Source organism: Lentzea aerocolonigenes (assembly GCF_000955955.1).
In the GTDB taxonomy this organism is placed as follows: Bacteria; Actinomycetota; Actinomycetes; order Mycobacteriales; family Pseudonocardiaceae; genus Lentzea; species Lentzea aerocolonigenes_A.
This window is the reverse complement of the sequence record NZ_JYJG01000362.1, coordinates 1-26,538: the sequence shown is the minus strand read 5'-3', so window position 1 is coordinate 26,538 and position 26,538 is coordinate 1. Positions and strand designations below refer to the sequence as shown.

The 26,538-nt window shown below is 68.1% G+C and carries 20 protein-coding genes; 10 read left to right on the top strand and 10 right to left on the bottom strand.

The window, feature by feature from the left end; all coding sequences use genetic code 11:
• Window positions 1-92: 92 nt before the first annotated feature.
• The 3 genes from UK23_RS38235 to UK23_RS38225 all read right to left on the bottom strand — a co-directional run bounded on the left by UK23_RS38235 (window position 93) and on the right by UK23_RS38225 (window position 2,727).
• Window positions 93-416: an MGMT family protein gene (locus tag UK23_RS38235; protein WP_045316662.1), complete on the bottom strand. Its 324-nt coding sequence runs from the start codon at window positions 414-416 to the stop codon at window positions 93-95.
• A gap of 13 nt (window positions 417-429) precedes the next feature.
• The gene (locus tag UK23_RS38230) at window positions 430-1,272 is read right to left on the bottom strand and encodes an alpha/beta hydrolase (protein WP_231114866.1); all 843 of its coding nucleotides are present in this window, start codon (window positions 1,270-1,272) and stop codon (window positions 430-432) included.
• A 159-nt stretch (window positions 1,273-1,431) separates the two neighbouring features.
• A complete protein-coding gene (locus tag UK23_RS38225; RefSeq protein ID WP_045316660.1) occupies window positions 1,432-2,727 on the bottom strand; it encodes a cytochrome P450 in 1,296 nt (431 codons plus the stop codon).
• Between the two features lie 193 nt (window positions 2,728-2,920).
• Between UK23_RS38225 and UK23_RS38220 the strand changes: the two genes are divergently transcribed.
• Window positions 2,921-3,739, top strand: a complete 819-nt coding sequence (locus tag UK23_RS38220; protein WP_082115308.1) for an SAM-dependent methyltransferase — start codon at window positions 2,921-2,923, stop codon at window positions 3,737-3,739.
• Window positions 3,740-3,913: 174 nt separating this feature from the next.
• The gene (locus tag UK23_RS38215; RefSeq protein WP_231114865.1) at window positions 3,914-5,926 is read left to right on the top strand and encodes a putative bifunctional diguanylate cyclase/phosphodiesterase; all 2,013 of its coding nucleotides are present in this window, start codon (window positions 3,914-3,916) and stop codon (window positions 5,924-5,926) included.
• On the opposite strand, the gene UK23_RS38210 is transcribed toward UK23_RS38215, so the two are convergent.
• Window positions 5,923-6,918 (bottom strand): alpha/beta fold hydrolase, encoded by a 996-nt coding sequence (locus UK23_RS38210; protein WP_045316658.1) that lies wholly within the window; start codon window positions 6,916-6,918, stop codon window positions 5,923-5,925. The two genes, UK23_RS38215 and UK23_RS38210, sit on opposite strands and share 4 nt — an antisense overlap.
• Before the next feature lie 17 nt (window positions 6,919-6,935).
• The gene (locus tag UK23_RS38205) at window positions 6,936-8,246 is read right to left on the bottom strand and encodes a cytochrome P450 (protein ID WP_045316664.1); all 1,311 of its coding nucleotides are present in this window, start codon (window positions 8,244-8,246) and stop codon (window positions 6,936-6,938) included.
• 162 nt (window positions 8,247-8,408) lie between these two features.
• On the opposite strand from UK23_RS38205, the gene UK23_RS38200 reads away from it, so the two are divergent.
• Together UK23_RS38200 and UK23_RS38195 are read left to right on the top strand one after the other, a co-directional pair.
• Window positions 8,409-9,221: an SAM-dependent methyltransferase gene (locus tag UK23_RS38200; RefSeq protein ID WP_045316663.1), complete on the top strand. Its 813-nt coding sequence runs from the start codon at window positions 8,409-8,411 to the stop codon at window positions 9,219-9,221.
• A 171-nt stretch (window positions 9,222-9,392) separates the two neighbouring features.
• Window positions 9,393-11,444 (top strand): putative bifunctional diguanylate cyclase/phosphodiesterase, encoded by a 2,052-nt coding sequence (locus tag UK23_RS38195; protein ID WP_231114864.1) that lies wholly within the window; start codon window positions 9,393-9,395, stop codon window positions 11,442-11,444.
• Between the two features lie 110 nt (window positions 11,445-11,554).
• On the opposite strand, the gene UK23_RS38190 is transcribed toward UK23_RS38195, so the two are convergent.
• On the bottom strand, window positions 11,555-12,502 hold the full coding sequence (locus tag UK23_RS38190) for a chitinase (RefSeq protein ID WP_045316656.1): 948 nt from the start codon (window positions 12,500-12,502) through the stop codon (window positions 11,555-11,557).
• A gap of 174 nt (window positions 12,503-12,676) precedes the next feature.
• Here UK23_RS38190 and UK23_RS38185 point away from each other — a divergent pair, with 174 nt between their 5' ends.
• The gene (locus UK23_RS38185) at window positions 12,677-15,814 is read left to right on the top strand and encodes an ATP-dependent helicase (RefSeq protein ID WP_045316655.1); all 3,138 of its coding nucleotides are present in this window, start codon (window positions 12,677-12,679) and stop codon (window positions 15,812-15,814) included.
• 494 nt (window positions 15,815-16,308) lie between these two features.
• Window positions 16,309-19,665, top strand: coding sequence for an ATP-dependent helicase (locus UK23_RS38180; protein WP_045316654.1), 3,357 nt, complete (start codon window positions 16,309-16,311; stop codon window positions 19,663-19,665).
• On the opposite strand, the gene UK23_RS38175 is transcribed toward UK23_RS38180, so the two are convergent.
• Together UK23_RS38175 and UK23_RS38170 are read right to left on the bottom strand one after the other, a co-directional pair.
• The gene (locus tag UK23_RS38175) at window positions 19,649-20,188 is read right to left on the bottom strand and encodes a hypothetical protein (RefSeq protein ID WP_196778071.1); all 540 of its coding nucleotides are present in this window, start codon (window positions 20,186-20,188) and stop codon (window positions 19,649-19,651) included. The genes UK23_RS38180 and UK23_RS38175 overlap by 17 nt on opposite strands.
• 76 nt (window positions 20,189-20,264) lie before the next feature.
• Window positions 20,265-20,645, bottom strand: a complete 381-nt coding sequence (locus UK23_RS38170; RefSeq protein WP_045316652.1) for a membrane protein — start codon at window positions 20,643-20,645, stop codon at window positions 20,265-20,267.
• A gap of 62 nt (window positions 20,646-20,707) precedes the next feature.
• Between UK23_RS38170 and UK23_RS38165 the strand changes: the two genes are divergently transcribed.
• Together UK23_RS38165 and UK23_RS38160 are read left to right on the top strand one after the other, a co-directional pair.
• Window positions 20,708-22,129, top strand: coding sequence for a M20/M25/M40 family metallo-hydrolase (locus UK23_RS38165; RefSeq protein ID WP_045316651.1), 1,422 nt, complete (start codon window positions 20,708-20,710; stop codon window positions 22,127-22,129).
• Window positions 22,126-23,166 carry a potassium channel family protein gene (locus UK23_RS38160; RefSeq protein WP_045316650.1) on the top strand — a complete coding sequence of 347 codons (1,041 nt, stop codon included), beginning with the start codon at window positions 22,126-22,128 and terminating at the stop codon, window positions 23,164-23,166. The genes UK23_RS38165 and UK23_RS38160 overlap by 4 nt, the downstream gene beginning before the upstream one ends.
• A gap of 206 nt (window positions 23,167-23,372) precedes the next feature.
• Here the strand turns inward: UK23_RS38160 and UK23_RS38155 are convergent, their stop codons facing one another.
• Window positions 23,373-23,825 (bottom strand): hypothetical protein, encoded by a 453-nt coding sequence (locus UK23_RS38155; RefSeq protein ID WP_156213691.1) that lies wholly within the window; start codon window positions 23,823-23,825, stop codon window positions 23,373-23,375.
• Window positions 23,826-23,868: 43 nt separating this feature from the next.
• Window positions 23,869-24,438 (bottom strand): hypothetical protein, encoded by a 570-nt coding sequence (locus tag UK23_RS38150; RefSeq protein WP_045316648.1) that lies wholly within the window; start codon window positions 24,436-24,438, stop codon window positions 23,869-23,871.
• Window positions 24,439-24,517: 79 nt separating this feature from the next.
• Here UK23_RS38150 and UK23_RS38145 point away from each other — a divergent pair, with 79 nt between their 5' ends.
• Both UK23_RS38145 and UK23_RS38140 read left to right on the top strand, forming a co-directional pair.
• Window positions 24,518-25,186: a response regulator transcription factor gene (locus UK23_RS38145; RefSeq protein ID WP_045316647.1), complete on the top strand. Its 669-nt coding sequence runs from the start codon at window positions 24,518-24,520 to the stop codon at window positions 25,184-25,186.
• A gap of 41 nt (window positions 25,187-25,227) precedes the next feature.
• Window positions 25,228-26,487 carry a sensor histidine kinase gene (locus UK23_RS38140; RefSeq protein WP_231114863.1) on the top strand — a complete coding sequence of 420 codons (1,260 nt, stop codon included), beginning with the start codon at window positions 25,228-25,230 and terminating at the stop codon, window positions 26,485-26,487.
• Window positions 26,488-26,538 lie beyond the last annotated feature (51 nt).

The window sequence follows — 26,538 nt, the reverse complement described above, 5'->3', positions numbered from 1 at the left end:
GACCCCACCCGGAGCGCACGGGAAAAGCAGCTCGCCTTCGGCGTCGCCTTGCCTCGGCTTCGCCTTCGGGTGCCTCGCCTTCGGCTTCGGCGTTACCAGAGGCCTGGGACTTCGTCCTCTTCTTTGCGGGCCGCTTCCCAGCGGTGTTCGCGCAGGTTGATTTTGCCGTCCAGGTTTGGGACGCCCTCCTCGTGGAGGAGTTGTAGTTGGGTTTCCCTCAGGTGTGGGGCGCAGGTGCCGTCGGCTTTGAGGACGCGTTGCCACGGCAGGCCGTGGCCGTCCTCGTTCAGGATGCGGCCGACCAGCCTTGGCGATGGGGCCTTGGCGAGATCAGCGATGTCGCCGTAGGTGGCGACTCGTCCGCGTGGGATGGCCTTGATGAAGTCGCGGACTCGTTCGTGGATCTCTTCGTCCATGCGCCGAGTTTAGTCAGATCGATTTGGTCCAGGTGGCTACTGCGGAGAGGTAGTCGGGGGCGTTCGGGGCGTAGTTGATGGAGTGGCCGTAGCCGTTGAGGATGAAGGTGTTGAGGGACGGGGCGGACGGGAAGAACTGGCCTTCGTCGGCCTTCAGGGCGGCTGGGGAGGAGCAGTCGCTGCCCATCAGAGGGACGCCGGAGCTGCAGAAGTGGAAGTCGTTGCCTAGGGCGATCATCACCGGCACCGAGATCTGACGAGAGATGGGGATGATCACGGTGTTGAGGAGGATGGTGTCGACTGCCTCGGTGGCGGCGAAGACGTCCTTCGTGGACTCGTCGAACGAGATGGCGCCGGGGACCAGAGGGCCTGGTTTGTGGAACGAGTTGTAGCGGGTGTCGGGCATGGTGGTGAGGTAGCCGAGGTCAAGACCCGCCGGGATCATGTTGGCCAGGACCGGCACTACGGTTATGTAGTTCATCTTGTGCGTGAAGCCGGTTACCAGGACGCCGTCCACGTCGTGCCAGGTGCCTGCCTCGATCATGGCCATTGCGGAGCCGATCGAGTGGCCCGCGACGATGACCTTCGAGAACCTGGGCTTGAGGGTTTGGATGACCTGGTGGACCGCGCTGGCTTGGGTCGAGGCGGTTACCAGGGCGCTCAAGGGCTTGGAGCTCTTGCCGGTGCCCAGGCGGTCCAGGGCGAGGGTGGCGAAGCCGGAGGCGTTCTGGGAGCGGGTGAACGAGTGGGTGTTGGGATCGAAGCCCACGTCCCAGTAGGTGCGGTCGTAGGTGCCGCCTGGGATCAGGACTTGGATCTTGGTGGCGCCGGTGGGGACGCAGAGTCTGCCCGCCATGGTTTCCAGGGAGGTCACCAGTGGGGTCAGGCCTATGCGGACCTGGTAGCTGACGTCTTGGCACGGGGGTGTGACGGCGTTGGCCGGTGCTGGGGTGCAGAAGAGGGCTAGCAGGGCCGCGGCACACAGGCTGCGGAGGCGCATGGGGGACCTTCCGGGCTAGTTGCGGGGGACGGCCTTCATGAGGAGGCCGTTGGGGTACGGGGCGGACGTGAACTTCACGCGCGCAGGGCGGGTGGGGGTCAGGCGCCACTGTTTTGCGATGGTGGCGAGGGTTATGACGATTTCCGTGTGGGCGAAGGTGTTGCCCAGGCATTGGCGGTTGCCGCCGCCGAACGGGACGAAAGCGCCGCGAGGCAGGCCGGCGAGAAAAGAAGGAGTCCAGCGCTCGGGCTGGAAGCGTTGGGGGGACGGGAAGTAGCGTTCGTCGTGGTGCAGGGCGTGGGGGCTGATGATCACCTCGGCGCCTGGTGGGAGCGTTGCTTCGCCTAGTTGGACTTCGGTCAGGGTGCGGCGCATCACGAACCAAATTGGGTAGTGGCGCAGGGTTTCCTGGACGATCTGTCCTGTGTAGACGAGTTTGTCGACGTCCGCGTAGGTCACCGGGCGGGGGCCCAGGACCTGGTCGAGTTCGGTGTGCAGGCGGTGTTCGATCTCCGGGTTGCTGCCCACCTCGTACAAGGCCCAGGCCAGGGCTATCGCGGTGGTTTCTATGCCTGCGGTGAGGAGGGTGAGGACTTCGTCGTAGGTCTGCTCGTCGGTCATGCCGGCCAACAGGAGCATCGAGAGGACGTCGCCGTGGTCGGTGGAGTCGGCTCGCCAGGCCTCGATCACTTGCAGGACAACGGCTTTCATGCGGGCGATGGCGGCGTCGAACTCGCGGTTGCCCGGGAGGGGGAGCTTCTCGACGAAGGACGGGGAGAGGGCGCGGATCATGCCCTGCTGGATGACGGTGAAGATGGACCTGCGGACCTCCTCGACGGCGCGGTGGCCGATCTCCGTCGAGAAGAGGGTCTCGCCGACGATGGTGACCGCGAGCTCCTGCATGTCGTTCTCGATGGTGCGGGTCTCGCCTGGTTGCCAGCGCGCAGCCAGCGAAGAAGCAGCACGAGCCATTGTCGAGGCATAGGATTCGATCCGTTCCCGATGGAACGCCGGCTGCATCAGGCGGCGCTGTCGCAGGTGGAACTCGCCGTTCGACAACAGCAGGCCCGTGCCGAGGTAGGGCTGGAACTTGTCGAACATCGCGCCCTTGCGGAATTTCGAGCCTTGGGAGACAAGGACTTCGTGCGTCAGGGCGGGGGAGGTGACGAAGTAGGCGTGCAATGGGCCGAGGTCCAGGCGCACGACGTCGCCGTGCTCGTGCAGCGCGTCGGTGAACTTGGCGCGCTGGGTGAGCATCGCCGGGGTGTGCCCGAGTAACGGCCAGCGGCGTGGCGCCACCGGGACGGGCATCCAGACTCCTGAGAGTTGGGCCGAATGGGGACGGACCACACTAGGAGCCGTTTGGGGGAAGACGACAGTGCCTGATCGGGTGGTTCCGGGTCACTCTGATGGTTCAGCGCAATGTCCGCTCGGGTGACTAAGCTCGTGCGTCTCCTCAGCAGCTGCCCAGAACCGGGTATTGCGAACCGAAGAGGTGTTCACCGTGGCAGAGACCCAGAACTGGGTGCCGCTCGGCATCGACACGAACGTGCCCAGCATGGCCCGCGTCTACGACTACATCCTCGGCGGTGCGCACAACTTCGCCGCTGACCGGCAGGTCGGCTCCCAGATCGAGAAGCTGGTGCCGGGACTGCCCAGTGTCGCCCGGCTCAACCGGCGGTTCCTCGGCCGCGCGGTGAACTTCCTGATGGATCAGGGGGTTCGGCAGTTCCTCGACATCGGATCGGGCATCCCGACGGTCGCGAACGTGCACGAGGTCGCGCAGGAACGCGACCCGGCTGCGCGGATCGTCTACGTCGACAAGGATCCGGTGGCCGTCGCGCACAGTCAGTTGTTGTTGGCTGACAACGAAAATGCCGCAATCGTGCAGGCCGACATGCGCGATCCCGAGACGGTGCTGTCGAGTCCCGAGGTGAAACGCCTGCTGCACTGGGAAGAACCGGTCGGCCTGTTGATGCTGCTCATGCTGCACTGGGTACCGGACGAGGACGATCCGCAGAAGCTCGTCGCCACGTACCGTGACGCGCTGCCCGCCGGGAGCTTCGTCGTGATGACGCACGTGGCGAAGGATCAGATCGACGAGAGCGTCGACCAGGCCGCCGCCGTGGTGAACCGCAGCAAGAGCGCGGACCAGATGCACATGCGGACGCACGCGCAGGTCAACGCGTTGTTCGACGGGTTCGAGCTGGTCGAGCCCGGGCTGGTCGGCTGCGGCGAGTGGCGGCCGGACGGGCCTGGCGACATCGCGGACGAGACGTCCATGAACATGTTCTTGTACGCCGGGGTGGGTCGTAAGGACTGAAACCACCCTGTAGTGTCGGAGGTTCACTCCGTCGGCGCAGTGGGCGTCGACTCCCGGTGGGTAAACTGCCGGACACTCTTCAACCCATACAGGGCAACGGGAATGACGAAACCAAGCCGAAGACCCGATGCCGCTCCACCTTCGGACACCGCCGCCGTCCGTGCGCGAGAAGCCTTGGCGCGCAAGTGGAGCTACCTGCTCAGCAGCGTCGTCATGGTCGCACTGAGCAGAGACGAGCTGGACGCGGAACTGAGCGCCCAGCTCGACGCGTTGTGTGCGGCGCTGCACAACGAGCCGTTCGATCCTGCCCCGTTCGAGGAGGTGGGTGGGCGACTCGTCGCTCTCGGCTACGTCAACGAGCCTGGCCTCAAGCGGACCGTCGACGTGCTCGGCAAAGGCCTGCTGGCGCTGGACGAGTTCCGCGCGTCGGACCAGCACACGGTCCGCGTCGTGGGCGGAATCGGCGCGCTGACGTGTGGTTTCACCGCTGCGCGCGCCCGCGCGATCCTGGACCAGCAGGAGAGCATGCAGCGGTCGTTGCTCAAGGCCGCTCACGATGCGCAACGGGACCAGCGGCAGAGCGAGGCGAAGTTCGAGGGCTTCGCGTCCTCGTCGACCAACGGCGTGCTGATCGTCGGCCTCGACGGGCGGCTGGCCTGGGGCAACGACGCGATCGGCGTCATCCTCAGCCATCGGCCGGAGCCGGGTACCAGGCTCGTCGAGCTGATCGCGCCGACGTCCATCGTGGTGTTCCGCGAGATGATGGAACGCGTGCTCGCCGAACGCGGTGAGTTCGAGCGGGAACCGATGCAGCTCGTGCGCGGGGACGGGGAGTTCGCCAAGGTCACGCTGACGGCGTCACTGCTGCGCGACGACGAGGGCAAGGCCAGTCATGTCCTCGTGATCGCCGACGACGACACGGAACTTGCTTTGTTGCAAGGAGAACTGCGCAGGCAGTCGTTGCACGACGTGCTCACCGGCCTGCCGAACCGCCAGTTCTTCACCACCCACCTGGAAACCGTGCTGCGCAGGGCCGATCCCGAGCTCGGCGTCACGATCTTCCACCTCGACCTCGACGCGTTCGGCCTGGTGTGCAACAGCCTCGGCGGCCGCGTGGGCGAGAAGCTGCTGCAGCACGTCGCACGCAGGCTGCGCGCGTTGATGTCGCGCGAGCAGGCGATGGTCGCGCGGTTCGACGGCGACGAGTTCGGCATCATCGTGGAGAACACGGCTTTCACGCCGGACGTCGCGACGACGATGGCCGCGATCAACGCCGACCTGGCCGACCCGATCTACGTCGACGAGCACGGGCTCGCGATCTCGGTGAGCGCGGGTGTGGTCCACCGGCCGGCGCCTGACGTCGACCCCGTCGAGCTGCTGCGCATGGCGGATCTGGCGTTGCGCAAGGCCAAGAAGGACCAGCGCGGCCAATGGGAGTTGTTCCACCACAACCAGGACACGTCGTTCCGGCAGGACGCGGCACTGGCCGTGGTGATGCCGGGAGCGTGGGAGCAGGGCGACATCGGCGTGTGCTACCAGCCTGTTCGCATGCTCGCGACCGGTGAGCTAGCGGGCGTGGAGGCCGTGCTGCACTGGGATCTCTCGGATCGCTGTGCCGAACTGGCCGACGAGACCGGGCTCATCCTGCCGATGGGAGAGTGGCTGATCAGGATCGCGGCCGGCCAGGCGCAGTGGTGGCGGCAGCGCGGCGAGATCGACGCGCAGTTCGGCGTCCGGCTCACCCGGCACCAGTCGACCGACGCGGACCTGGTGTCGCGCGTGGTGAAGGTGATCGAGGAGACCGGGATGCCGCACGAGAAGCTGACGCTTTCGATGCCGGTGTGCGTGCTCGGTGTGGCCGACGCGGCGGAGAACCTGGCCACGTTGGCGGACAGGGGAATCCGGATCGCGCTCGACGACTTCGGGCTCGGGCCGCGGGACCTGGCGTGGCTCACGGAGCTGCCGGTCGTGTCGGTGCTCGTGCCGAAGGATCTGGTGCGGCGTCAGGACCTTCGCTCTGCCGCGTTGATCCCCGCCGTGCACGACCTGGGCGTGAACCTCTGCGTGGACGGCATCGAGACCGAGGAGCAGGCGGAGTGGTGGACGGCAGCGGGCGCCGACCTCGCGATCGGCGCCCACTTCGGATCACCTGAAGCAGCAGGCGATCTCCTGAAGAAGTTGAACTAGAGGCTGCGCTGCCAGTCGACCACTGCCTTGTGGTAGCGGTCCGAGTCGGGCGCGAAGTTGAAGCAGTGGCCGTAGCCGGTGAGGACGAACGCGTCCACCCGCGGCGCGTGTGAGTAGAACGGCCTCTCCGACGCGGCCAGCGCCTCGGACGACGAGCAGTCAGAGCCGAGCGGCGGGGTACCGCAGAAGTAGTCCGACGTCGTCTGGATGCTCATGACCGGCGCGGTGATCTTGCGGCTGGCCGGAATCACGAGGTTCACCATCAGTGGCGTCGTGACCAGCTCGGCCGTCGCGAAAACGTCCTTTGTGGACTCGTCGTAGTCGACCACGGCGGAGTTCAGCAGGCCCGGCTTGTGGAAGCTGGTGTAGCGGGATCCCGGCACCGTCGTCAGGTAGCCGGGGTCGAGGCCGAGCCGGCCCAGCCGCGGGTCGAGCGTGACCGGGATCGAGCTGATTATCGTGGGCAACGCCTTGACGTAGTCCCACTGGTTGGTCATGCCGGTGATCAGCACCCCGTCGACGTCGTGGTAGGTCGCCGCCTCGACGATCGCGACCACGGAGCCGAGCGAGTGGCCGCCCATGAACACCTTCTGGAACTGTGCGCGCATCCGTTGCACCACCTGGTGCACCGCGTCGGCCTGGCTCGGGACGGTGACCAGCAGGCTGAGCGGTTTGCTGCTCCTGCCGGTGCCGATCCGGTCCACCGCCATGGTTGCGATGCCGGCGTGGTTCATCGCCAGCCGGACGGAGCGGACGTCGGGCTGGACCGGGATGTCCCAGTACGCGCTGGTGTACGTGGCACCGGGAACGAGGACCTGGACCGATGTCGCGCCTTGGGGGATGCACAGCTTGCCGTACATGGTCTGCTGGATGAGGCCGAAGCTCACCGGCGTGTAGACGTCCTGGCAGCTGATTTCGGCCGCGTTCGCCGGGAGGGGCGCGGTACCGAGCAATGCGAGCACTGCGACGGCACAGAGCCGACGGAGACGCATGAGGGAACAACCTCCAACTAGCGGGGAACGGCCTTCATCATCAGGCCGATGGGGTAGACGGCGTTGGTGAACTTGGTGCGCACGGGCCGGTCGGGGACCAACCGGTAGCGGGTGCAGACGGACGCCACCGCGATGACGATCTCGGTGAGCGCGAAGTGGTTCCCGATGCACTGGTAGATGCCGCCGCCGAACGGGACGAACGCGCCCTTGGGCAGCAGCCGGGCGCGTTCGGGCGTCCAGCGGTCCGGGTCGAAGCGCTCGGGATCGGGGTAGTGCTCCGGGTTGTGGTGCATCGCGTGCGGGCTGATGATCAGCTCGGTGCCGGGCGCCAGGCGGACGCCGTCCAGCTCGACCTCCTCGGCGACGCGACGCATGAGGAGCCAGAGCGAGTACTTGCGCAGCACCTCCTGCGCGACCTGGCCGACGTAGGTCAGCTTCGGCACGTCCTCGAACGTCACGGGACGGCCTGCCAGCACCTCGTCGAGCTCGGCCAGCACCCGCTGCTCGACCGCGGGGTTGGCGGCGATCTCGTGGAAGATCCACGCCAACGCGAGCGCGGTGGTCTCGATGCCGGCAGACAGCAGCGTGATGACCTCGTCGAAGACCTGCTCGTCGGTCATCGGCTCACCGGCCTCGTCCCTGGCCAGCATCAGCATCGACAGCAGGTCGCCCTGATCGGTGCCGTCGGTCCGCCAGCTCGCGATGACCTCCTGCACGATCGAGCGCATCCGGTCGATCGCGGCGTCGAACTCGCGGTTGGCCGGGATGGGCAGCTTCTCGACGAACCCAGGTGAGAGCGCGCGCACGATGCCGTTCTTGACGATCACGAAGATCGACCGGCGGGCCTCGTCGACCGCGCGTTCGCCGATCTCGGTCGAGAAGAGCGCTTCACCGACGATCGTGACGGCGAGGCCCTGCATGTCCTCCTCGATCCGCCGCACCTCGCCGGGCTGCCAGCCGTCCACCAGCTCACGCGTCGCGCGGACCATGGTGTTCGCGTAGCCCGCGATCCGGTCGCGGTGGAACGCCGGCTGCATCATCCGGCGCTGGCGCTGGTGGAACGCGCCGTTGGACATCACGAGCCCGTTGCCCATGAACGGGCGGAACTTGTCGAACATTCGCCCTTTGTGGAACTTGGGCGCATCGGTGACCAATACCTGGTGCATCAGCTGCGGGCTGGTCACGAATAACGTTCGCATCGGACCGAGGTAGATTTCGACCAGGTCGCCCTGACCTCGTAAATTCGCGGTGAACTCGAATCTTTTCCGCAGCAACGGCAGAGTGTGCCCGAGAAATGGCAGCCTGCCGGGCGCCACCGGGACAGACATCATCGCTCCTCGCGACGTGGAAAGAGACGGCCAACCTTAGGAGTCGTTCGGCCCAGAGTGACAGTGCCCGATCGGGTGGCGTGCGTTCACACCGGCGGACTAGCGGTGCACGCTTCATGCCTGCCTAAGCTTGTGCGTCCGCAACCTGAAGAGGTGGTCGCCGTGGCTGACGAGCAGAACTGGGTTCCACAGAGCGTCGACGTCTCGGTGCCGAGCGCGGCGAGGCTGTACGACTACATGCTCGGTGGAGCGCACAACTTCGCGGTGGACCGCCTGATGGGCGACAAGATGGAAGCGGCGATGCCGCACGCGCGCAGTGCCGCCAGGGTCAACCGGGCGTTCCTCGGCCGTGCGGTGCGGTTCATGGTCGCGCAGGGTGTGCGCCAGTTCCTGGACATCGGCTCCGGCATCCCGACCGTGGCCAACGTGCACGAGGTCGCGCAGGCGGAAGCCCCCGACTGCCGGGTCGTGTACGTCGACCGCGATCCGGTGGCCGTCGCGCACAGCGAGCTCATCCTGGCCGGCAACGACAGCGTTCGCGTGCTGCAGGCGGATCTGCGGGATCCGGACAGCATCCTGAACAGCCCGCAGGCGCACCTGCTGGACTTCGACCAGCCGATCGGCCTGCTGATGCTGCTCATGCTGCACTGGGTGCCGACCGAGGACGATCCGTGGGGTCTGCTCAAGCACTACCGCGAGGCGTTGCCCAGCGGGAGCTACCTGGCGATCACGCACTTCGCCGACGACCACGACTACGAGGGTGTCAAGGTCGCGGCCGAGCGGATGAACAAGGCGGGCGGGGACCAGGTCGTCGAACGCAGCCGGGACGAGATCGCCGCGTTCTTCGGTGAATTCGAGCTGGCCGAGCCGGGTCTCGTCACATTCGCCGAGTGGCGGCCATCCGGGCCGGGGGACATCTCCAGCGATCCGGCGATCAACAGGCTCGCCTACGCCGGGGTCGGACGCAAGCCATAGAGAATCTCGATGGAGTGATGCTCATTCACACGGTCGGTCGAAAAGAGACCGACGGACCGTGGGTAAGATGCCGAGGCATCTGAGCCTATTGCGAGGCACCCCCGAATGCCCGAGCCGAGTCGAATACCAGACGTAACGCCTTCGCCCGAGGACATCGTCCGGGCGCGGAAGATGCTTGCCCGGAAATGGGCGTATCTGCTGCAGAGCGCCGTGGCGATCCCGATGAGCCTGGACGGTCTGGGAGAGGCGCTGAGCACCCGGCTCGACGAAATCTGCGCGCTGCTGCACGCGGAGCCGTTCACCGGCGATCCCGCAGAGCAGATCGGCGCGGGTCTGGCGAAGCTGGGGTATCTGGGGCCGATCGGGCTGCGGCGCACGACGGACGTGCTCGGCAGGGGACTCTTCGCGCTGCCGGAGTTCGGTCAGGTCGAGAGGTACGCGCAACGGATCGCGCTCGTGATCGGCGCACTCGGGTCCGGCTTCACGGAGGCCACCAGCGAGTCGGTGCTGACCCAGCAGGAGAGCATGCAGAAGTCGCTGCTCAAGGCGGTCCGCGACGCGAACTGGAACCTCAAGGAGAGCGAGGCCCGCTTCAACGAGGTCGTCACGTCGTCCACCAACGGTGTGTTGATCGTCGACCTCGAAGGACGGCTGCTCACGACGAACGCGGCGGTCGGCGACATCCTCGGGCACACCCAGGAGGAGCTCGTCGGGGTCCCGCTGCTCGACCTCATCGCGCCCGGTTTCGCCGACATGCTGAGCGATGCGATGGCCGACCTGGTCAGCGGCGCCGCGGAACGGATCAGGCAGTCGCAACGGATGCTGCGCAAGGACGGTGAGGCGGCGCGGTTGTCGCTCACGATGTCGTTGCTGCGCGGCGCGGACGACGAACGAAGCCACTTCGTCGTGGTGGTCGAGGACGGCACCGAGCTGGAGTTGCTGCAGAGCGAGCTCAAACGGCAGTCGCTGCACGACGTGCTGACCGGGCTGCCGAACCGGCAGTTCTTCACCACCCACCTGGAAACCGTGCTGCGCAAGGCGGATCCGGAGTTCGGCGTGACGGTCTTCCACCTCGACCTGGACGCGTTCGGCATGGTGAGCAACAGCGTCGGCGGCCGGGTCGCCGAACGGTTGCTGCAGCACGTGGCGCAGCGGCTGCGGGTGGTGATGGCAGCGGAGAAGGCCATGATCGCCAAGTTCGACGGTGACGAGTTCGGCGTGCTGGTGGAGAACACGGCGGCCACGCCGACCATCGGCGAGATCATGAAGAGCATCAACGACGACCTGCTGCTCGAACCGACCTATGTGGACGGTCACGGGCTGGCGGTGTCGGTGAGCGCCGGCGTGGTGCACCGGCCGTCCGTCGAGGCCGAGCCGGTGGACGTGCTGCGGGCGGCGGACACGGCGTTGCGCAGGGCCAAGGTGCGCAGGCGTGGCCAGTGGGAGGTCTTCCACCCCGCGCAGGACGTGCTCGACCGCCGGGATCACGCGGTGGCCGTGGCGATGCCGGCCGCGTGGGAGAACGGCGAGATCACCGTGCGGTACCGGCCGATCGTGCAGCTGGCCAACGGTGAGGTCAGCGGCGTCGAGGCGGCGTTGCACTGGGACAGACCGGATGCCGAGGTGCTGGACCACGACGAGTGCGCGGAGCTGGCCGAGTCGACCGGGCTGATCCTGCCGCTCGGCGAGTGGCTGCTGCGGGTCGGAGCCGGGCAGTCGGCGTGGTGGCGGCAGCGCGGGCAGTTCGACCGGTCGCTGGTCGTGCGGCTCACCGCGCACCAGGCGACCGACGCCGACCTGGTGTCGCGCGTGGTGGGCGTGCTGGATGAGACCGGGCTGACGGTCGAACAGCTGGCGGTGAGCATGCCGGCGTCGGTGCTGCTGGTGACCGACGCGGCCGACAACCTGGGCACGTTGGCGGACATGGGCGTCCACATGGGGCTCGACGACTTCGGGCTCGGTCCGCTGGACCCGGCCGCGGTGTCGGACCTGCCGGTGCGGTCGGTGCGGGTGGCGCGCAGCCTGGTCGATCGCCGATCTCCTTACGTGACAGCGCTGCTGCCGTTGCTGAGCGGGTCGGGCGTGACCGTGGCGGTGGACGGGATCCGCAGCGCTGAGCAGGCGTCCTGGTGGCTGGCGGCGGGTGCGGACTTCGCGACGGGCGAGCACTTCGGGGCGGCCGGGACGCCGACGGAATTCCTGAAGAGGCTGGAAAAGCGGTGAGGCAGGCGCCTTTTCGGGTGCCTGCCCCACATTTGCCGCGGGATGCGGAAGTCTTGGAACCCCGGTGACCGGACGGGGTCGGGGTCACGTCCGGCCACCGGAGGAGTCTGCTACCCGTGGAAGCCCGCCAGGGCCTTCGTGAACTCGTAGGTTCCCTGGTTGATGCCGCTGCACGAGTCGCTCATGGCACCGCAGTTGCCCTTGTCCCGGTTCACGGCCCAGAAGGACACGCGGGACAGGTGCTTCGAGTTCGCCCAGGTGATGATGTCGCGGAAGTTCGCCGGGGTGACGGTCTCGTTCGTGTCGGTCTTGCCGTTCATCGAGGAGAGGCCGCTGCGCCGGTACGCCGCGTCGTCGGACAGGCCGTACGTCGACTTGATGTGGTTCTTCAGGCCGTCGACCGCGCTCTTGGTCTTGGCGGCCATGTCACCGCCGGAGCCGAAGTCGAACGGCATGACCGCGAACGTGTCGATCGGCGCCCCGAGCTCCTTGGCGCGGGTGACCAGGCGCTTGCCCCACGAGTTCGGGCCGGTGGACTCGGTCGGCATGGTGATGACGACCTTCACGCCCGCGTTGTTCTGCTTGATGATCTTCAACGCGCCGAGCACGCGGTCCTGGACCGTGTTGTTCTCGAACTCCTGCGCCTCGATGTCGATGTCGATCGCCTTGAGTCCGTAGGCGTCGATCACCTTCTGGTAGGCGCCGGCGAGTGCGCTCGCCGACGAGCACTTCTGGCCGAGCTTGTTGCCGGACCAGCCGCCGATCGACGGGACCGCTTCACCGCCGGCCGCGCGGATGTTGTTGATCAGGGTCTTGTCGCTTCCGGTCAGCGAACGGGTGCCGTCCCACTTCGGGTTGCAGCCGCCGTCGCTGAGGATGAAGGCGAGGGTGAACGACTTGATGCCCGTCTGCTGCATCACGCTCGTCGCGCTGGGGACGTTGCCCCACTGGTAGAGGTAGGGCGCGGCGAGGATGGGGTTGACGGCAGCTTGAGCCTGCACGGGCAGAAGCATCGCCGTGCACGCGGCAGCGACTGCGCCGACGAGGAACCGCTTCATCAGTCCTCCAAGACTGCTCGGTCCAGGGCGGCGGAGCTGGCAGTGAGGGGGCTCACAACGTCTTCAAAAATGGACTAGACCACCTCCTTCTGTCAAGAAGGTAGACGAAATCCGCCGGGGGTTTGCCGGACGGGCCTTGCCGATCTTGTCGGTGGTGCGTGGTGGAATCGAGTCGTGGCACTTCCACCCCAGCTGGTCCGCCGGAAGCCGGAGACGCGCCCGCGTCCCCGGTGGGATGCGGCTGCCCAGCGGGTTTTCGGTCAGCCGGGCTTCCTGCGGGTGCTGGGCGGGCCGGGGACGGGCAAGACGACGCTGCTCGCCGAGCTGGCCGCGCACGTCGTGCTGGAGGAGGGGGCCTCGCCGGAGAACGTGCTGGTGCTGACCGCCAACCGGCGTGCGTCCGTGGCGTTGCGCGCACACATCACGCGGTTGCTGACCGGCCGGTTGTCCACTGTGCGTGAGCCTCTTGTCCGGACTGTCCACTCTTACGCATTTGCGGTGTTGCGGAATCAGGCGGTGTTGCTGGGTGAGCCGCCGCCGCGGTTGCTGTCCGGGCCGGATCAGGACGCGATGGTGCGCGAGCTGCTGGCCGGTGACGTCGATCTGGGTGCTTCGAACTGGCCTGAGCGGTTGCGTCCGGCTTTGGAGCTGCCCGGGTTCGCGCACGAGTTGCGGGATCTGCTCTTGCGGGCCGCCGAACGTGGGCTGGGGCCTGAGGACCTGGTCGAGCTCGGCGAGGAGCACGGGCGCGACGAGTGGGTCGCGGCCGGGTTGTTCGGGCGGCAGTACGAGTCGGTGAACCTGCTGTCCGGCATGGACTCGGCGACGGCTTTCGCGCCCGCTTACGACGCTGCCGAGCTGGTGTCCTCGGCTTACGCAGCCTTTGTGAACGACGAGGAGCTGCTGTTCTCCGAGCGGCGGCGGGTGCGGTACCTGCTGGTCGACGACGCGCAGCACCTCGACCCGATGCAGTACTCGTTGATCAGGTCGCTGGGGTCGGGTGCGTCCCGGTTCGTGCTGGCGGGCGATCCGGATCAGGCGATCTTCACGTTCCGCGGTGCCTCGCCGGAGATCCTGCGGGACGTGGACGGTGAGACCGTGGTGCTGTCGCAGTCCCATCGGATGATGCCCGAGATCCGGGATGCCGTGGCGCGCTTGGCTTCCCGGTTGCCCGGTGCGTCTCCCACACGGTCCGTGTTGCCGGCTGACGGCGAGGGCTCGGTGCAGGTGCGGCTGCTCGCGTCGTCCGCGCAGGAGGCGACGTGGGTGGCGGACCAGTTGCGCCGTTCCCACTTGGCCGACGAGGTGCCGTGGTCGCAGATGGCGGTCGTGGTGCGTTCGGCGACGCTGTCCTTGCCCGTGCTGCAACGGGCTTTGCTCGCGGCTGGTGTTCCGGTGGCGGTTGCGTCGGACGAGTTGCCGTTGGCGCAGCAGCCTTCTGTGCGTCCGTTGCTGGCTCTGGTGCGTGCTGCGGCCGTGCCCGGGTCGTTGGACGAGGACACCGCGGCGATGCTGCTGTCGTCTTCGTACGGTGGGGCGGATCCGTTGGCGTTGCGGCGGTTGCGCCGTGGTCTGCGCCGGTTGGAGATGGCCGCGGGAGGCGATCGTCCGTCCGGTGAGTTGCTGGTCGAGGTGGTGGAGACCGCCGACCGGCTGGCGGCTCTGGAGGACGTGGAGTCGCTGCCCGCTCGGCGGATCGCGCATCTGCTGGCGTTGGCGCGCAAGGCGATCTCCGATGGCAAGTCGGTGGAGGTCGTGCTGTGGGATCTCTGGACGGCGACCGGGCTGCAGGACCGCTGGGTGGCGCAGTCGGCGCGGCGCGGCATGCCGGGCATGCAGGCGGACCGCGATCTCGACGCGATCGTGGCGTTGTTCGAGGCGGCCGCGAAGTACGTCGACCGCCTGCCGGGGTCGGGGGTGGCGGGCTTCGCGGACTACCTGGAGTCGCAGCGGATCGTCGGCGACACCCTGGCTGCTTCGGCTCCTGTCGGTGAGGCCGTGTCGGTGCTGACCGCGCACTCCGCGGCCGGTCGTGAGTGGGAAGTCGTTGCCGTGCCCGGGGTTCAGGAGGGCAGCTGGCCCGACCTGCGGCTGCGCGGCACCGTGCTGGGCGTCGAGCGCATGGTGGACGTGCTGGCGGGCCTCGAACCGTCGGTGTCGGCCGTCGCGCCGATCCTCGCGGAGGAACGCCGCCTGCTGCTGGTCGCCGCGTCCCGGGCGCGCTCGAAGCTGCTGATCAGCGCGGTTCGCGGTGAGGACGAACAGCCGTCGCGCTTCCTGGACGAGATCGAGTCGTCGTCCGAGGAGGAACGCAAGCTGCACCGCCCCCAGCGCGGCCTGGTGCTGGCCGAACTGGTCGGCGAACTGCGCCGGGTCGTGTGCTCGGACGCGGAGTCCTCGGATCGCCGTTCACGTGCCGCGGTTCAGCTGGCGCGCCTGGCCGAGGCGGGCGTGCCCGGCGCGCACCCGGAGTCCTGGTACGGCGTGGCTGCAGTGTCCACATTGGACTCACTGTGGACGGAGGAGCAGAAGGTCAGCGTGACACCGTCGACCATCGAGGTGATCACGAAGTGCCCGCTGCGCTGGGTCATCGAACGCCACGGTGGCCAGGACCCGGCCGAACTCGCCTCGGTCACCGGCACCCTGGTCCACGCCCTGGCCCAAGCCGCGGCCTCGGGCGCCGACTCGGCCCAGCTCCGCGTGAAACTCGACGAGGCCTGGGCGGCCGTGGACGCCGGCGCCCCGTGGTTCTCCCGCCGCGAACGCCTGCGCGTCGAACGCATGCTGGACACCTTCCTGGCCTGGCTAACCATGAGCCGCGCCCAGCTCACCCAGGTCGCGGTCGAGGAGGAGATGGTCGTAGAGGTCCCGAAACGCGACGGTGGCCCGTGGCTGCAGGTCCGCGGCCGCGTCGACCGCCTGGAACACGACGAGGACGGCCGCCCGATCGTCATCGACATCAAGACCGGCAAGAGCCCGGTCTCCCGCGAGGCTTCCCAGGAACACCCGCAGCTCGCGGTCTACCAACTGGCCACGTCGCTCGGCGGCTTCACCCACATCGGGCTCGGGACCGAGCCGGGCGGGGCACGGCTGTTGTACGTGGCCAAGGAGGACAAGAAGACCGGCGCGGTCGAACGCACCCAGGCACCGCTGGACGAGCAGGGCGTCCGGGCCTGGCTGGAGGTGGTGCAGGACGCGGCGGAGTCGGTGCTCGGCCCGGACTACACGGCGCGGGAGAACGCGGACTGCGACCGCTGTCCGGCGCGCACCACGTGCCCGGTCCACCCGTCCGGCCGGCAGGTGAGCGAGTGAGTGGTGGGTGTGAGGCGTGCCGGGGTCGCGGACTGGCTGGCCGGTGAGCGTGTGGGTGGTGGGTGTGAGGCGTGCCGGGCCGCGGACCGAGCGGCAGGTGGCGTGGGAATGGCGAGGTGTGAGGTGCCAGGTTCACAGGCCGGGTGGCGGGTGGGCGGGTAGGCGTCGAGAAAATATCTGCGGTGCAGGCCGCCGAGCCCTGGTGGTGGTTGGCGGGAACGGTTGACCGCGAGCGGCTGACCTGCGCGTTTCCCGTGTCCGAACGGTTTGCGAACACACGTGCCTGGGTGCTGCGGAAGCTCGCGGCCCAGGTAGGAAGATGTATTGGTGACGTTGCTCAGGACCTGCGACCGGACTGTCGCCCAGCGCGACATTCGGCATCGCGTCGTTCGAGGGCAATGCCGCGTCGTTCCAGGGCGGTATCGCGTCGTTCGAGGGCGACGTGCTGGCCGCGCCGACCTCGGGGCGTCCGTCGTCCCTGAGCTGGTCGGGCCATGACGGTCAGTCCTTTCGAGATCGCCGAAGCGCTCGGGCTCAACAAGCCGACCCCCGAGCAGGCCGAGGTCATCGCCGCCCCCACCCAGCCGGCGCTGGTCGTGGCCGGCGCGGGCGCGGGCAAGACCGAGACGATGGCCGCGCGGGTCGTCTGGCTGGTGGCCAACGGCATCGTGCTGCCGGACCGGGTGCTGGGCCTCACCTTCACCCGCAAAGCCGCACGCCAGCTCGCGGACCGCGTGCGGGCAAGGCTCAGAAGGCTCGCCGGCTCCACCCTCCTCGACGAGCTCGACCCCAGCGGCGAGCGGAAGATGGCCGTCCTCACCGGCGAACCCGTCGTGCTCACGTATCACGCGTACGCGGGGCGGTTGGTGACCGAGCACGGTCTGAGGCTGCCGGTCGAGCCGGGTGTCCGGCTCCTCACCGAGACGGCGTCGTGGCAGCTCGCGCACCGGGTCGTGTCGACGTGGGCGAACGACATCGACACCGACAAGGTGCCCGCGACCATCACCGGGTACCTGCTGTCGCTCGCGGGTGAGCTCGGCGAGCACCTGGTCACGCCCGAAGCCCTGCAAAGCCACGCGGACAGGCTCTGCGCGCTGATCGAGAACGCGCCGAAAGCGCCGAGGCAACGGGATGCCCTGCCGGAGAAGCTGCAGGAAGTCATCCGCGCGCAACGGCTGCGGGTCGCGCTCCTGCCGCTGCTCGACGCCTATCAGCAGAGAAAGCGGAAGGAAGCCGCGCTCGACTTCGCGGACCAGATGTCGCTGGCCGCGCAGCTCGCCGCGTTCAAGGAGGTCGCGGAGGGCGAGCGCGAACGGTACGGCGCGGTGCTGCTGGACGAGTACCAGGACACCGGGCACGCCCAACGCGTGCTGCTCAGGAGCCTGTTCGGTGAGGGCAAGCCGATGCCGGTCACGTCGGTCGGCGACCCGGCGCAGGCGATCTACGGCTGGCGCGGGGCCAGTGCCGCGAACCTGCCGCGGTTCGCGGACGACTTCCCGCCCACCAACAAGTTCGGGCTGCTGACCAGTTTCCGCAACCCACCCGAGGTGCTGGAGCTGGCGAACGCGGTGTCGTTGCCGCTGCGAGAGGCCGGGCTGGACGTCGAGGAGCTCAGGGCCAGGAACGGAGCCGGGCCGGGTGACGTGAGGCTCGCGCTGCACGAGGACATCCGCCAGGAGCTCGACTGGATGGCGGACAACGTTGCCGCGCAGTGGATCGCGCACCTCGACGAGGAAGGTGTGCCGCCGACCGCGGCCGTTCTCGTCCGCAGGAGGTCCGACATGGCGGCCATCGCTGCCGCGCTCAGGGAACGCGGGCTGCCGGTCGAGGTCGTCGGGCTGGGCGGGTTGCTGGACGAGCCCGAGGTGCGGGACCTGGTGTCGGCGCTGCGTGTTCTGGTGGATCCGCTGGCGGGAACGGCGGCCGCGCGCCTGCTCACCGGATCGCGCTGGCGGCTCGCGGCACGAGACCTCGCGGCACTGTGGAGCAGGGCGCGCGAACTGGCCGGAGTCCAAAGCCGACAGTCCGTTGTGGACGATCCGTTGCTGGTGCTGGCGGATGCACTTCCTGGCGAGCACGCGGAACAGGCCGGGCTGGCCGACGCGCTGGACGACCCCGGCGACCCGGACGCGTACTCGCAGGACGGCTACCGGCGCATCCGCAGGCTCGGCGGCGAGCTGGCGATGTTGCGGCGCAGGCTCGACCAGCCGCTGCCCGAGCTGGTGGCGGATGTCGAACGGACGTTGTTGCTGGACATCGAGGCCATGTCGCGGCCGGGCATGGTCGGGCGCGCGCATCTCGACGCGTTCTCCGACGTCGTCGCGGACTTCGCCCAAGCCAGTCCGAGCGCCACGTTGCCGTCGTTGCTGGACTACCTCTACGCGGCCGAGCACGCCGAGGACGGGCTGGAACCCGGCGAGGTCGAGGTGTCGGAGGACCGCGTGCAGATCCTGACCGTCCACTCCGCGAAGGGGCTGGAGTGGCGGATCGTCGCGCTGCCGCACCTGGTCAAGGACGTGTTCCCCGGCCGCAAGAAGTCGTCGTGCTGGCTCAAGGCGGTCACGGAGCTGCCTGCGGATCTGCGAGGTGACGCGCAGGACCTGCCGGAGCTGAGGCTGAGCGCGGGCTTCAACCGCAAGGAGGTCGACGAGGCGCTCACGATCCACGCGGAGGAGTTCGAGGACCGCAGGCTCGTCGAGGAGCGCCGGCTCTTCTACGTCGGCGTGACGCGCGCCGAGCACACGTTGTTCATGTCGGGACACTGGTGGGGCGAGGCCGGGGAGAAGCCCAAGGGACCGTCGGTGTTCCTGCGGGAGATGCACGAGGTCCTGCAACGGGACGACCCGCCCGGCGACATCAGCGCGTGGGCCGACGAGCCGGAGCCGGACACCCCGAACCCGCTCGCCGAGGACGTGAAGACGTCGCAGTGGCCCGCCGATCCGCTCGGCAAGCGCCGGGATGGCGTGGTCGAGGGCGCCGAGATGGTGCTGGCCGCCCTCGACGCGCTCAAGAACACGCCGCCAGAGCCGTTGCCGCTGATCTTCGACGAACCGGAACCCGAGGTCGTCGAGAACGAGGACTACCCGCCGCCGGACGAGCCGCCGGACGACGACTTCCCGCCGGAGCCAGAACCGCTGCCGGACGACATCGTGCCGGACGACCCGGAGATGCCGGAGGACGACGATCCGGAGGGCTGGGCGAAGGACGTCGACGTGCTGCTCGCCGAACGTGCGGCATCGATGAACCGGCGCGAGCAGGTCGAGCTGCCCGACCACCTGTCGGTCAGCCAGCTCGTCGAACTGGCCAAGGACCCGGACCTGCTGGCCCGCAGGCTGCGGCGCCCGTTGCCGTTCCCGCCGAACCCGCTGGCCCGCAGGGGTACGGCGTTCCACACGTGGCTGGAGAACCGGTTCGGGGCGACGAGGCTGCTCGACATCGACGAGCTGCCCGGCGCGGGAGATGCCGACGCGGCACCGGACGCCGATCTCGAACGCCTGAAGGAGGCGTTCCTGCAGAGCGACTGGGCGGACCGGACACCGCACGACGTCGAGGTGCCGTTCGAGGCTGAGTTCGACGGGATCTCGGTGCGGGGGCGGATGGACGCCGTCTACAAGGACCCGGACGGCTGGACCGTCGTGGACTGGAAGACCGGTGCGGTGCCGGACGCGGAAGCGCTCCCAGCGCTGTCAGTGCAGCTCGCGGCCTACCGGTTGGCCTGGGCGGCGCTGGTGGGGGAGCCGTTGGAACGGGTCCGGGCCGCGTTCCACTACGTGCGGCACGACCACACGCTCCGGCCGACGGATCTGCTGGACGAGCAGGGCCTGAAGGATCTGATCAGGACTGTGAGCTAGTCCCGGCAGGAGCGTGCGATTCCTTCAGCACGCGTTCGTAGAGCACCTCGAGCAGCCACCGTCCGAACAGCGACGGCCCGAACTCCGGCGATCGGTCCTCCGGCGGCACCATCAGGTCCGCCGTGGAGTCGTCCGCGACCACGACACCGATGCCGTAGTAGTCGAGCTCGATGTACGACCAGGCCTGCGACTCGTCGGACCGCGGGAGCATCACCGCACAGGGCGCCAGCGTCAGCAGGGTGCCGCACGACTGCAGGGCGCGGTCCGTCGTGGACTCGCTGACCAGCACGCCGACGAGCTCGACTGCCGCGACGGGCAGCTGGTCGTGGGCGGCGGGCTCGAACCAGGAGCGGAACCACGACGGATCGGCGCGCGGCGGCCAGCCGTTCCGGGTTCTCCACTCGTGCACGTCGGGCAGCAAACGCACCACCGCGGACACCTGCTGGCCCAGTACGGCGACGTCGGGTACGACGACTCCATCCCAGTCGAGCGCGTGCGCGGCGCGCTGAAGAAGCGTTTGCACAGGGCGCATCCTAAGGTTCCTCGCGCGAAAAATGACAGCGTTTGCGGGATACTTGGTTAAGGATTACCCAGGGTGGTCATGGGGCTGCTTTCGCCACTTTCCAGGCCCAAGCGACGAGTGGGATCTGCAGCGGCAGGCGACCATACGCCAGTGCGCGCGCCTTAGGCGACTTGGAGCGGAAATCCAGAGCCATTTTCACGTTTGCTGGGAACACCGCGACGAAGAACGCGGCGGCCAGCACACCGCCCAGCTTCCGCGTGCGAGGGGCCGCGACTGCTGTGGCCAGGGCCAACTCGGCGACGCCCGACACGTAGGTCCACTGCCGCGGGGTGCCGGGCAGAGAGCGCGGGACGATCGCGTCGTAGTGCTTCGGCCTGGTGAAGTGGGTGACCCCGGCCAGACCGAGCAGTGCGGCGAGTGCCATCGCCGACCGCGCTCGGGAACGGTTCGGTTCCATGCGGTCACCCTGTCATGCCTACGCCGCGTAGGCGAGACGGGGCTGGCCTATTCTCCACGGGCGTGGCAGGTGATTCTCATCATCCCGAACGCGCCCCCGAACGTGCGGCAGTCGCCGCGCTGAGCGATTCCTTCGTCGCCGGGCTCCGCGAGTGGATCAAGATCCCGTCGATCGGCGTCGATCCCGCACATCGCGTTGACGTGCAGAGATCCGCCGAGTGGCTGGCTGCTCAGCTGAGTGAAGACGGCTGGCCGGAGATCCAGATCTGGGATCACGGACCAGCGCTTCCCGCCGTCTACGCGTGCTGGCCAGCCGTTGATCCGCAGGCGCCGACCGTACTTGTCTACGGTCACCACGACGTGCAGCCCGTCGATCCGCTCGATCGCTGGCACCACCCGCCGTTCGAGCCCGTGACCAGCGGCGACGAGCTGCGCGGCCGCGGTGCGAGCGACGACAAGGGGCAGGTCGCGATGCACCTGCTCGCCGTGAAAGCACATCTGGCGGCAACTGGACAGAATGCGCCGAGCGTCACTCTGAAACTCTTCGTCGAAGGTGAGGAGGAATCGGGTTCACCGCATCTGCGAAAGCTCCTCGAAGACCACCGGCAGGATCTCGTTTGTGATCTTGTGGTGTTCACGGACACCGCGTTGCACGAACGGGATGCGCCCACCGTCAACACCGGACAGCGCGGAGTTCTCGGCGGCGAGATCACGTTCTTCGGCGGCGCCGATGACGTTCATTCGGGCCGGGCCGGTGGTGCGATTCCGAACCCCGCGACGGCGTTGGCGAAACTGATCGCCGCGCTGCACTCCGACGACGGCCGGATCGCGTTGCCGGGCTTCTACGAAGACGTGCGCGAACCGTCCACACAGGAGCGAGCCGACTACGCCGAGCTGCCTTTCGACGAGCAGAAGTGGCTGGCGCACAACGGTGGTGGCGCGCAGGCGTTGGCCGGTGAACCCGGCTACACGACCCTGGAACGGATCTGGGTGCGGCCGACCGCCGAGGTCAACGGGCTGAGCAGCGGCTACACCGGGCCCGGGCTGAAGACGATCATCCCGGCGACCGCGACCGCGAAGATCAGCTTCCGGCTCGTGCCCGACCAGTTGCCCGAGAAGGTCGCGGACCAGCTGCGCGAGTTCGTCGCGAAGCACACGCCGCCGGGGATCCGGGCGGAGGTCAGCTTCCGCGGTGAGGGCGTGCCGCCGTACGCGATCAGCCCGGACGACCCGGCCAACGCGACCGTGAAAGAGGCGATGGAGCTGGCGTTCGACCAGCCGGTGCGGTTCGCGCGAGCGGGTGGATCGGGGCCGGCGGCGGTGCTGCAGGCGTGGCTCGGGGTGCCCCTCGTCTACCTCGGAGCGACCTTGCCGGATGATCGCGTGCACGCGCCGAACGAGCGCGTGGTTGTGCCGTTGCTCCTCAAAGGCGCGGAGGCGGCTGCTCACCTGTGGCGGATGCTGCCCGAGAGGTTGACTCGATGAGCCTGTCTGACGAAGCGTCGCATTCGCTCGTCGGTGTGATCAGGATGCCGGACCAGGCGCAGAGCCCTGGCCGAGCCATCCTCAAACGCGTTGTCGGCGCGATGGCGGCGTTGCTGCTCGCGGTCCTGATCGTCTACCTGGACCGCGACGGCTACCGCGACGTCAACGAGGACGGCGTCTCGCTGCTCGACTCCTTCTACTACGCGACGGTGTCACTCTCGACGACCGGCTACGGCGACATCACACCCGCGTCGTCGTCAGCGCGGCTGGTCAACGTCCTGGTCATCACGCCGTTGCGCGTCCTGTTCCTGATCGTGCTGGTCGGCACGACACTCGAAGTTCTCACCGAGCGCTCCCGTCAGGCGTTGCGCATTCAGAAGTGGAGGCGGATCGTGCGGGACCACGTCGTGGTCGTCGGTTATGGCACGAAGGGGCGTTCGGCGGTGCAGGCGCTGCTCGGTGACGGCGTCGAGCCCGGCTCGATCGTCGTCGTCGACACCGTGCAGGAGTCGCTCGACGCCGCGTCCGCCATCGGACTCGTGACCGTGCATGGGTCCGGTACGCGCAACGACGTGCTTCGCGTCGCCGGCGCAGCTCGAGCGCGCGCGATCGTCGTCGCCCCGAACCGGGACGACACGGCCGTGCTGGTGACGTTGACCGCCCGCGAGCTCGCCCCGAAGGCGCAGATCGTGGCGTCGGTGCGGGAACGGGAGAACGAGCACCTGCTCAAGCAGTCCGGTGCCGACTCGGTGGTGGTGTCGTCCGAGACGGCCGGCCGGTTGCTCGGCATGGCCACGGCCACGCCGTCCGTGGTGGCGATGGTGGAGGACCTGCTCACGCCGGACGCCGGGCTCGCGATCGCCGAGCGCGACGTGGAGTCGAGCGAGGTCGGCGGGTCGCCGCGGCACCTGTCCGACATCGTGCTGGGCGTGGTGCGGAGCGGGACGCTCTACCGGGTCGACGCTCCGGAGGCGGACGCGATCGAGCCGGGTGACCGGCTGCTGTACGTCAAGAAGGTGACTCCCGCCGGGGAGTGAACGCCGGTGCCCACCGCGCCGAAAGCCGAGGCGGGCACCGGACTCACCACATCACGTGGTCTCCGCGACCGAGCAGGCACTTGCGGCGGCTGAACGACGGCAGTCGAGGCGAGCATCATGCCGAAGAAAACGGTCGCGAATCTGGTTCTTGCACGCTTCACAGAAGCCCCCAGGCTCAAGATGCGAACACCGGGGCCACGGTATCGCTAAGAAACCGGTTGCTGCTTCGGAGCGGGCAGCACCGCGGGCGCTCGCAGAGGCGCATAGCGGAAGAGGAACGCGTAGAACCCACCCGCCAGCGCTGCCATGCACAGCAGCAGCGCGGTGAGGCGGCGGCCGACCGGCAGTCCGACCGGAACAGAGGCGGCGGACTGGACCATGTCGTTGCCGGTGAGGACGATCTCGACGGTCTCGCCCTTGCGGTGACCGCAGCCGTCGAGCTTGGCCTGTTTCTTCTCGCCGCCCGCGTCCCATTCGACGGTGTCCATGCCTTGGCCGCACGAACCGGTCTCGACGACGGTGGCGGTCACGGGTCTGGGGGGTTCCTCGGCGCCGAGCACCTTGGCAGGCGCGAAAAGCGCGATCGCGACCCCGATCCCGACCAGTCCGACGACCAGCAGGATGAACACCCATCTGTCCGGGCTTCGCGGAACCGCCACACTGCGATGTTCGCAGACGCGGCGGTCCGCGTGGAGGCCAGGTTTACTTCGGCAGCTGGCGCAGCTGCTCCACCTTGACGGTCTTGCCGTCGGACACGGTTCCGGTCAACGCCACGAGGTCGCCGTTCTTCGGCTTCTCGTTGACCGCGGACAGGTCCAGCGGCGTCTGCAGGCCGTCGACCTGCACCAACGTGGCGTTGTTGCCGTTGACGTCCTTGATCGTGCCCTGCTCGTGAGCCTTGGCCAGCGCCACGTTCAGCGCCTTGCCGTCCTTCACGCGCACGGTCACGCGCTGCTCGGCCTTGAGACCGTTGAGGTCGCCGCCGCGCAGCTTGGTGGAGCCGTCAGTGGTCAACGACACCTCGCTGCCGTCGTCCTTGGTGATGTTGAGCTTGCCGGACTCGACCGACTTCACCCGTCCGACGACGAGCGTGCTGTCCTTCAGGTTGGCCTTGCCGGGGCGGCCGGGCTTGCCGGGGCCGCCGGGGTGGCGCTCCGCGAACGCCGCGGGCGGGCCATCGGGGTTGTCGGCCGCCGTCGCGACCGCGATGCCGCCGACGGTGAGCCCGGCGGCCGCGACGATGGCGCCGGCCCACGCAGATTTCTTCGACATGGGTCGAGCATGCGCGCGCATGCTGAGCGCGAGCTGAAGGCGAGTCGCCCGAAGTCCGGATGATCAGCAGAATGGTGAGGTGTCCGCCAGGGTGTTGGTGATCGAGGACGCCGAGGCGATCGGCGCCGCGGTGTCGTCCGCGTTGCGCGAGTCCGGCTATGAGGTGCAGCACCGGCTGGACGGGCGGCAGCTCGAGGCCGACCTGGGGCGCTTCCGGCCTGATCTGGTCGTGCTGGACGTGATGCTGCCGGGGCGGGACGGGTTCGCACTGCTCGAGGTGATCCGGCGGTCGTCGGGGGCCGGTGTGGTGATGCTGACCGCGCGCGACGGGGTTCCTGACCGGCTGCGCGGGTTGTCGGGCGGGGCCGACGACTACGTCGGCAAGCCGTTCGTGCTGGCCGAGCTGGTGGCTCGGGTGTCGGCCGTGTTGCGCAGGCTTGGCCGGACGCCGTCCACCGTGCAGGTCGGGGACCTGGTCGTGGACGCGGACGCCGGTGTCGTGATGCGGGCTGACCAGGCCATCGAGCTGACCGCGACCGAGCTGCGGCTGCTGGTGTACCTGGCCGCCCAGCGGGGGCGGGTGGTGTCCAAGACGCAGATCCTGACCGCGGTGTGGGGCTATGAGGACTACGACCCCAACCTGGTCGAGGTGCACATTTCCGCGGTTCGGCGGAAGTTGGAGGAGCACGGGGCTCGTCTGGTGCACACCGTGCGCGGCCTGGGGTACGTGTTGCGGGCCGAGGAATGAGCCTTCGCACGGTGTCGCTTCGGCGGCGGGTCGCCGTTTCGGTGCTGCTGGTGCTGTTCCTGGTGCTGGTGGCGTTGGTGATTTCGGTGGACCGGACGTTCGCGGGGCAGTCCAACCGGGACGTCGACGTGGTGTTGATCGATGCCGCCAACCGGGCGACCACGGCGATGAACCGGGGGGCGCAGGCTCGGGACGTGGTGCGGCAGCTGACCAAGAAGAACCTGCACGTCACGGCTGAGCTGCCCAACGGGAACCGGTTCGGGGAGGCGCCCGACGAGGGGCCGTACACCCGCAAGGTTCAGGTCATTCGCGGGGCTCGGTTCACGTTCTACGCCGACACCGAAGCCATTTCGCAGGCTCAGGGGCGGTTGCGGAAGCTCTTGATTCTTCTGGGGCTCGGGGCCATTGCGGTCACCGGGGTGTTGATGATCTGGGTGGTTCGGCGGGCGTTGGCGCCGTTGGATGCGATGACCTCGTTGGCTCAGGCGATTGCTGCTGGGCATCGTGGGGGGCGGTTGAACCCGTCTCGCACGGATACGGAGTTGGGTCGTACGGCGGCTGCTTTTGACGGGATGCTGGATTCGTTGGAGGGGTCGGAGCAGCGGACTCGGCGGTTTGTCGCTGATGCTGCCCATGAGTTGCGCACGCCGATCACCGGGGTTCAGGCGGTGGCTGAGGCGCTGGTGGCTGCTCCGGTGGATTCGCCCGATCGGGATCAGATGAGCTTCCTTTTGGTTCGAGAGGCTCGGCGTGCGGGGCGGCTCGTGGATGACCTGCTTGCGCTCGCTCAGCTTGATGCTGGGTATGAGATGCAGCGGGAGAATGTTGATTTGATGGGGCTGGCTCTTGCGGAGGTGGCTCGGACTCGGTTTGTGGCGCCTGATTTTGATATTGCCGCTGATGGGGTTTCTGCTGTTGTGGTTGGGGATGGGCAGAGGTTGGCTCAGGTAATGGTCAATCTGGTTGATAATGCTCGGCAGGCCAGTGGTCCGCAGGGGGTTGTGCGGATTTCTGTGGATTCGGTTGGGTTCACTGTTTCTGATAATGGGCCTGGGGTGCCGGAAGCGGAGAGAGAGCGGATTTTTGACCGGTTGGTTCGGTTGGATGATGCTCGGGATCGGCGGTCGGGTGGGTCCGGGTTGGGGCTGGCCATTGCTCGGGGGGTTGTTCGGGCTCATGGTGGGGAATTGAGTTGTTTGCCTTCTGAGGGTGGGGCGGTTTTTCGGGTTTTCTTGCCTGGGGTGGTGGTGGAGCCGCCTTTGGCGGGAGAGCCTGGGCCGGCGGGTGCGCCGGGGTCGTAGGTGGTCGGCTTGGGGTGGCGGGTTCCTGTTGCGTGCGAACCGCGGCTGGGC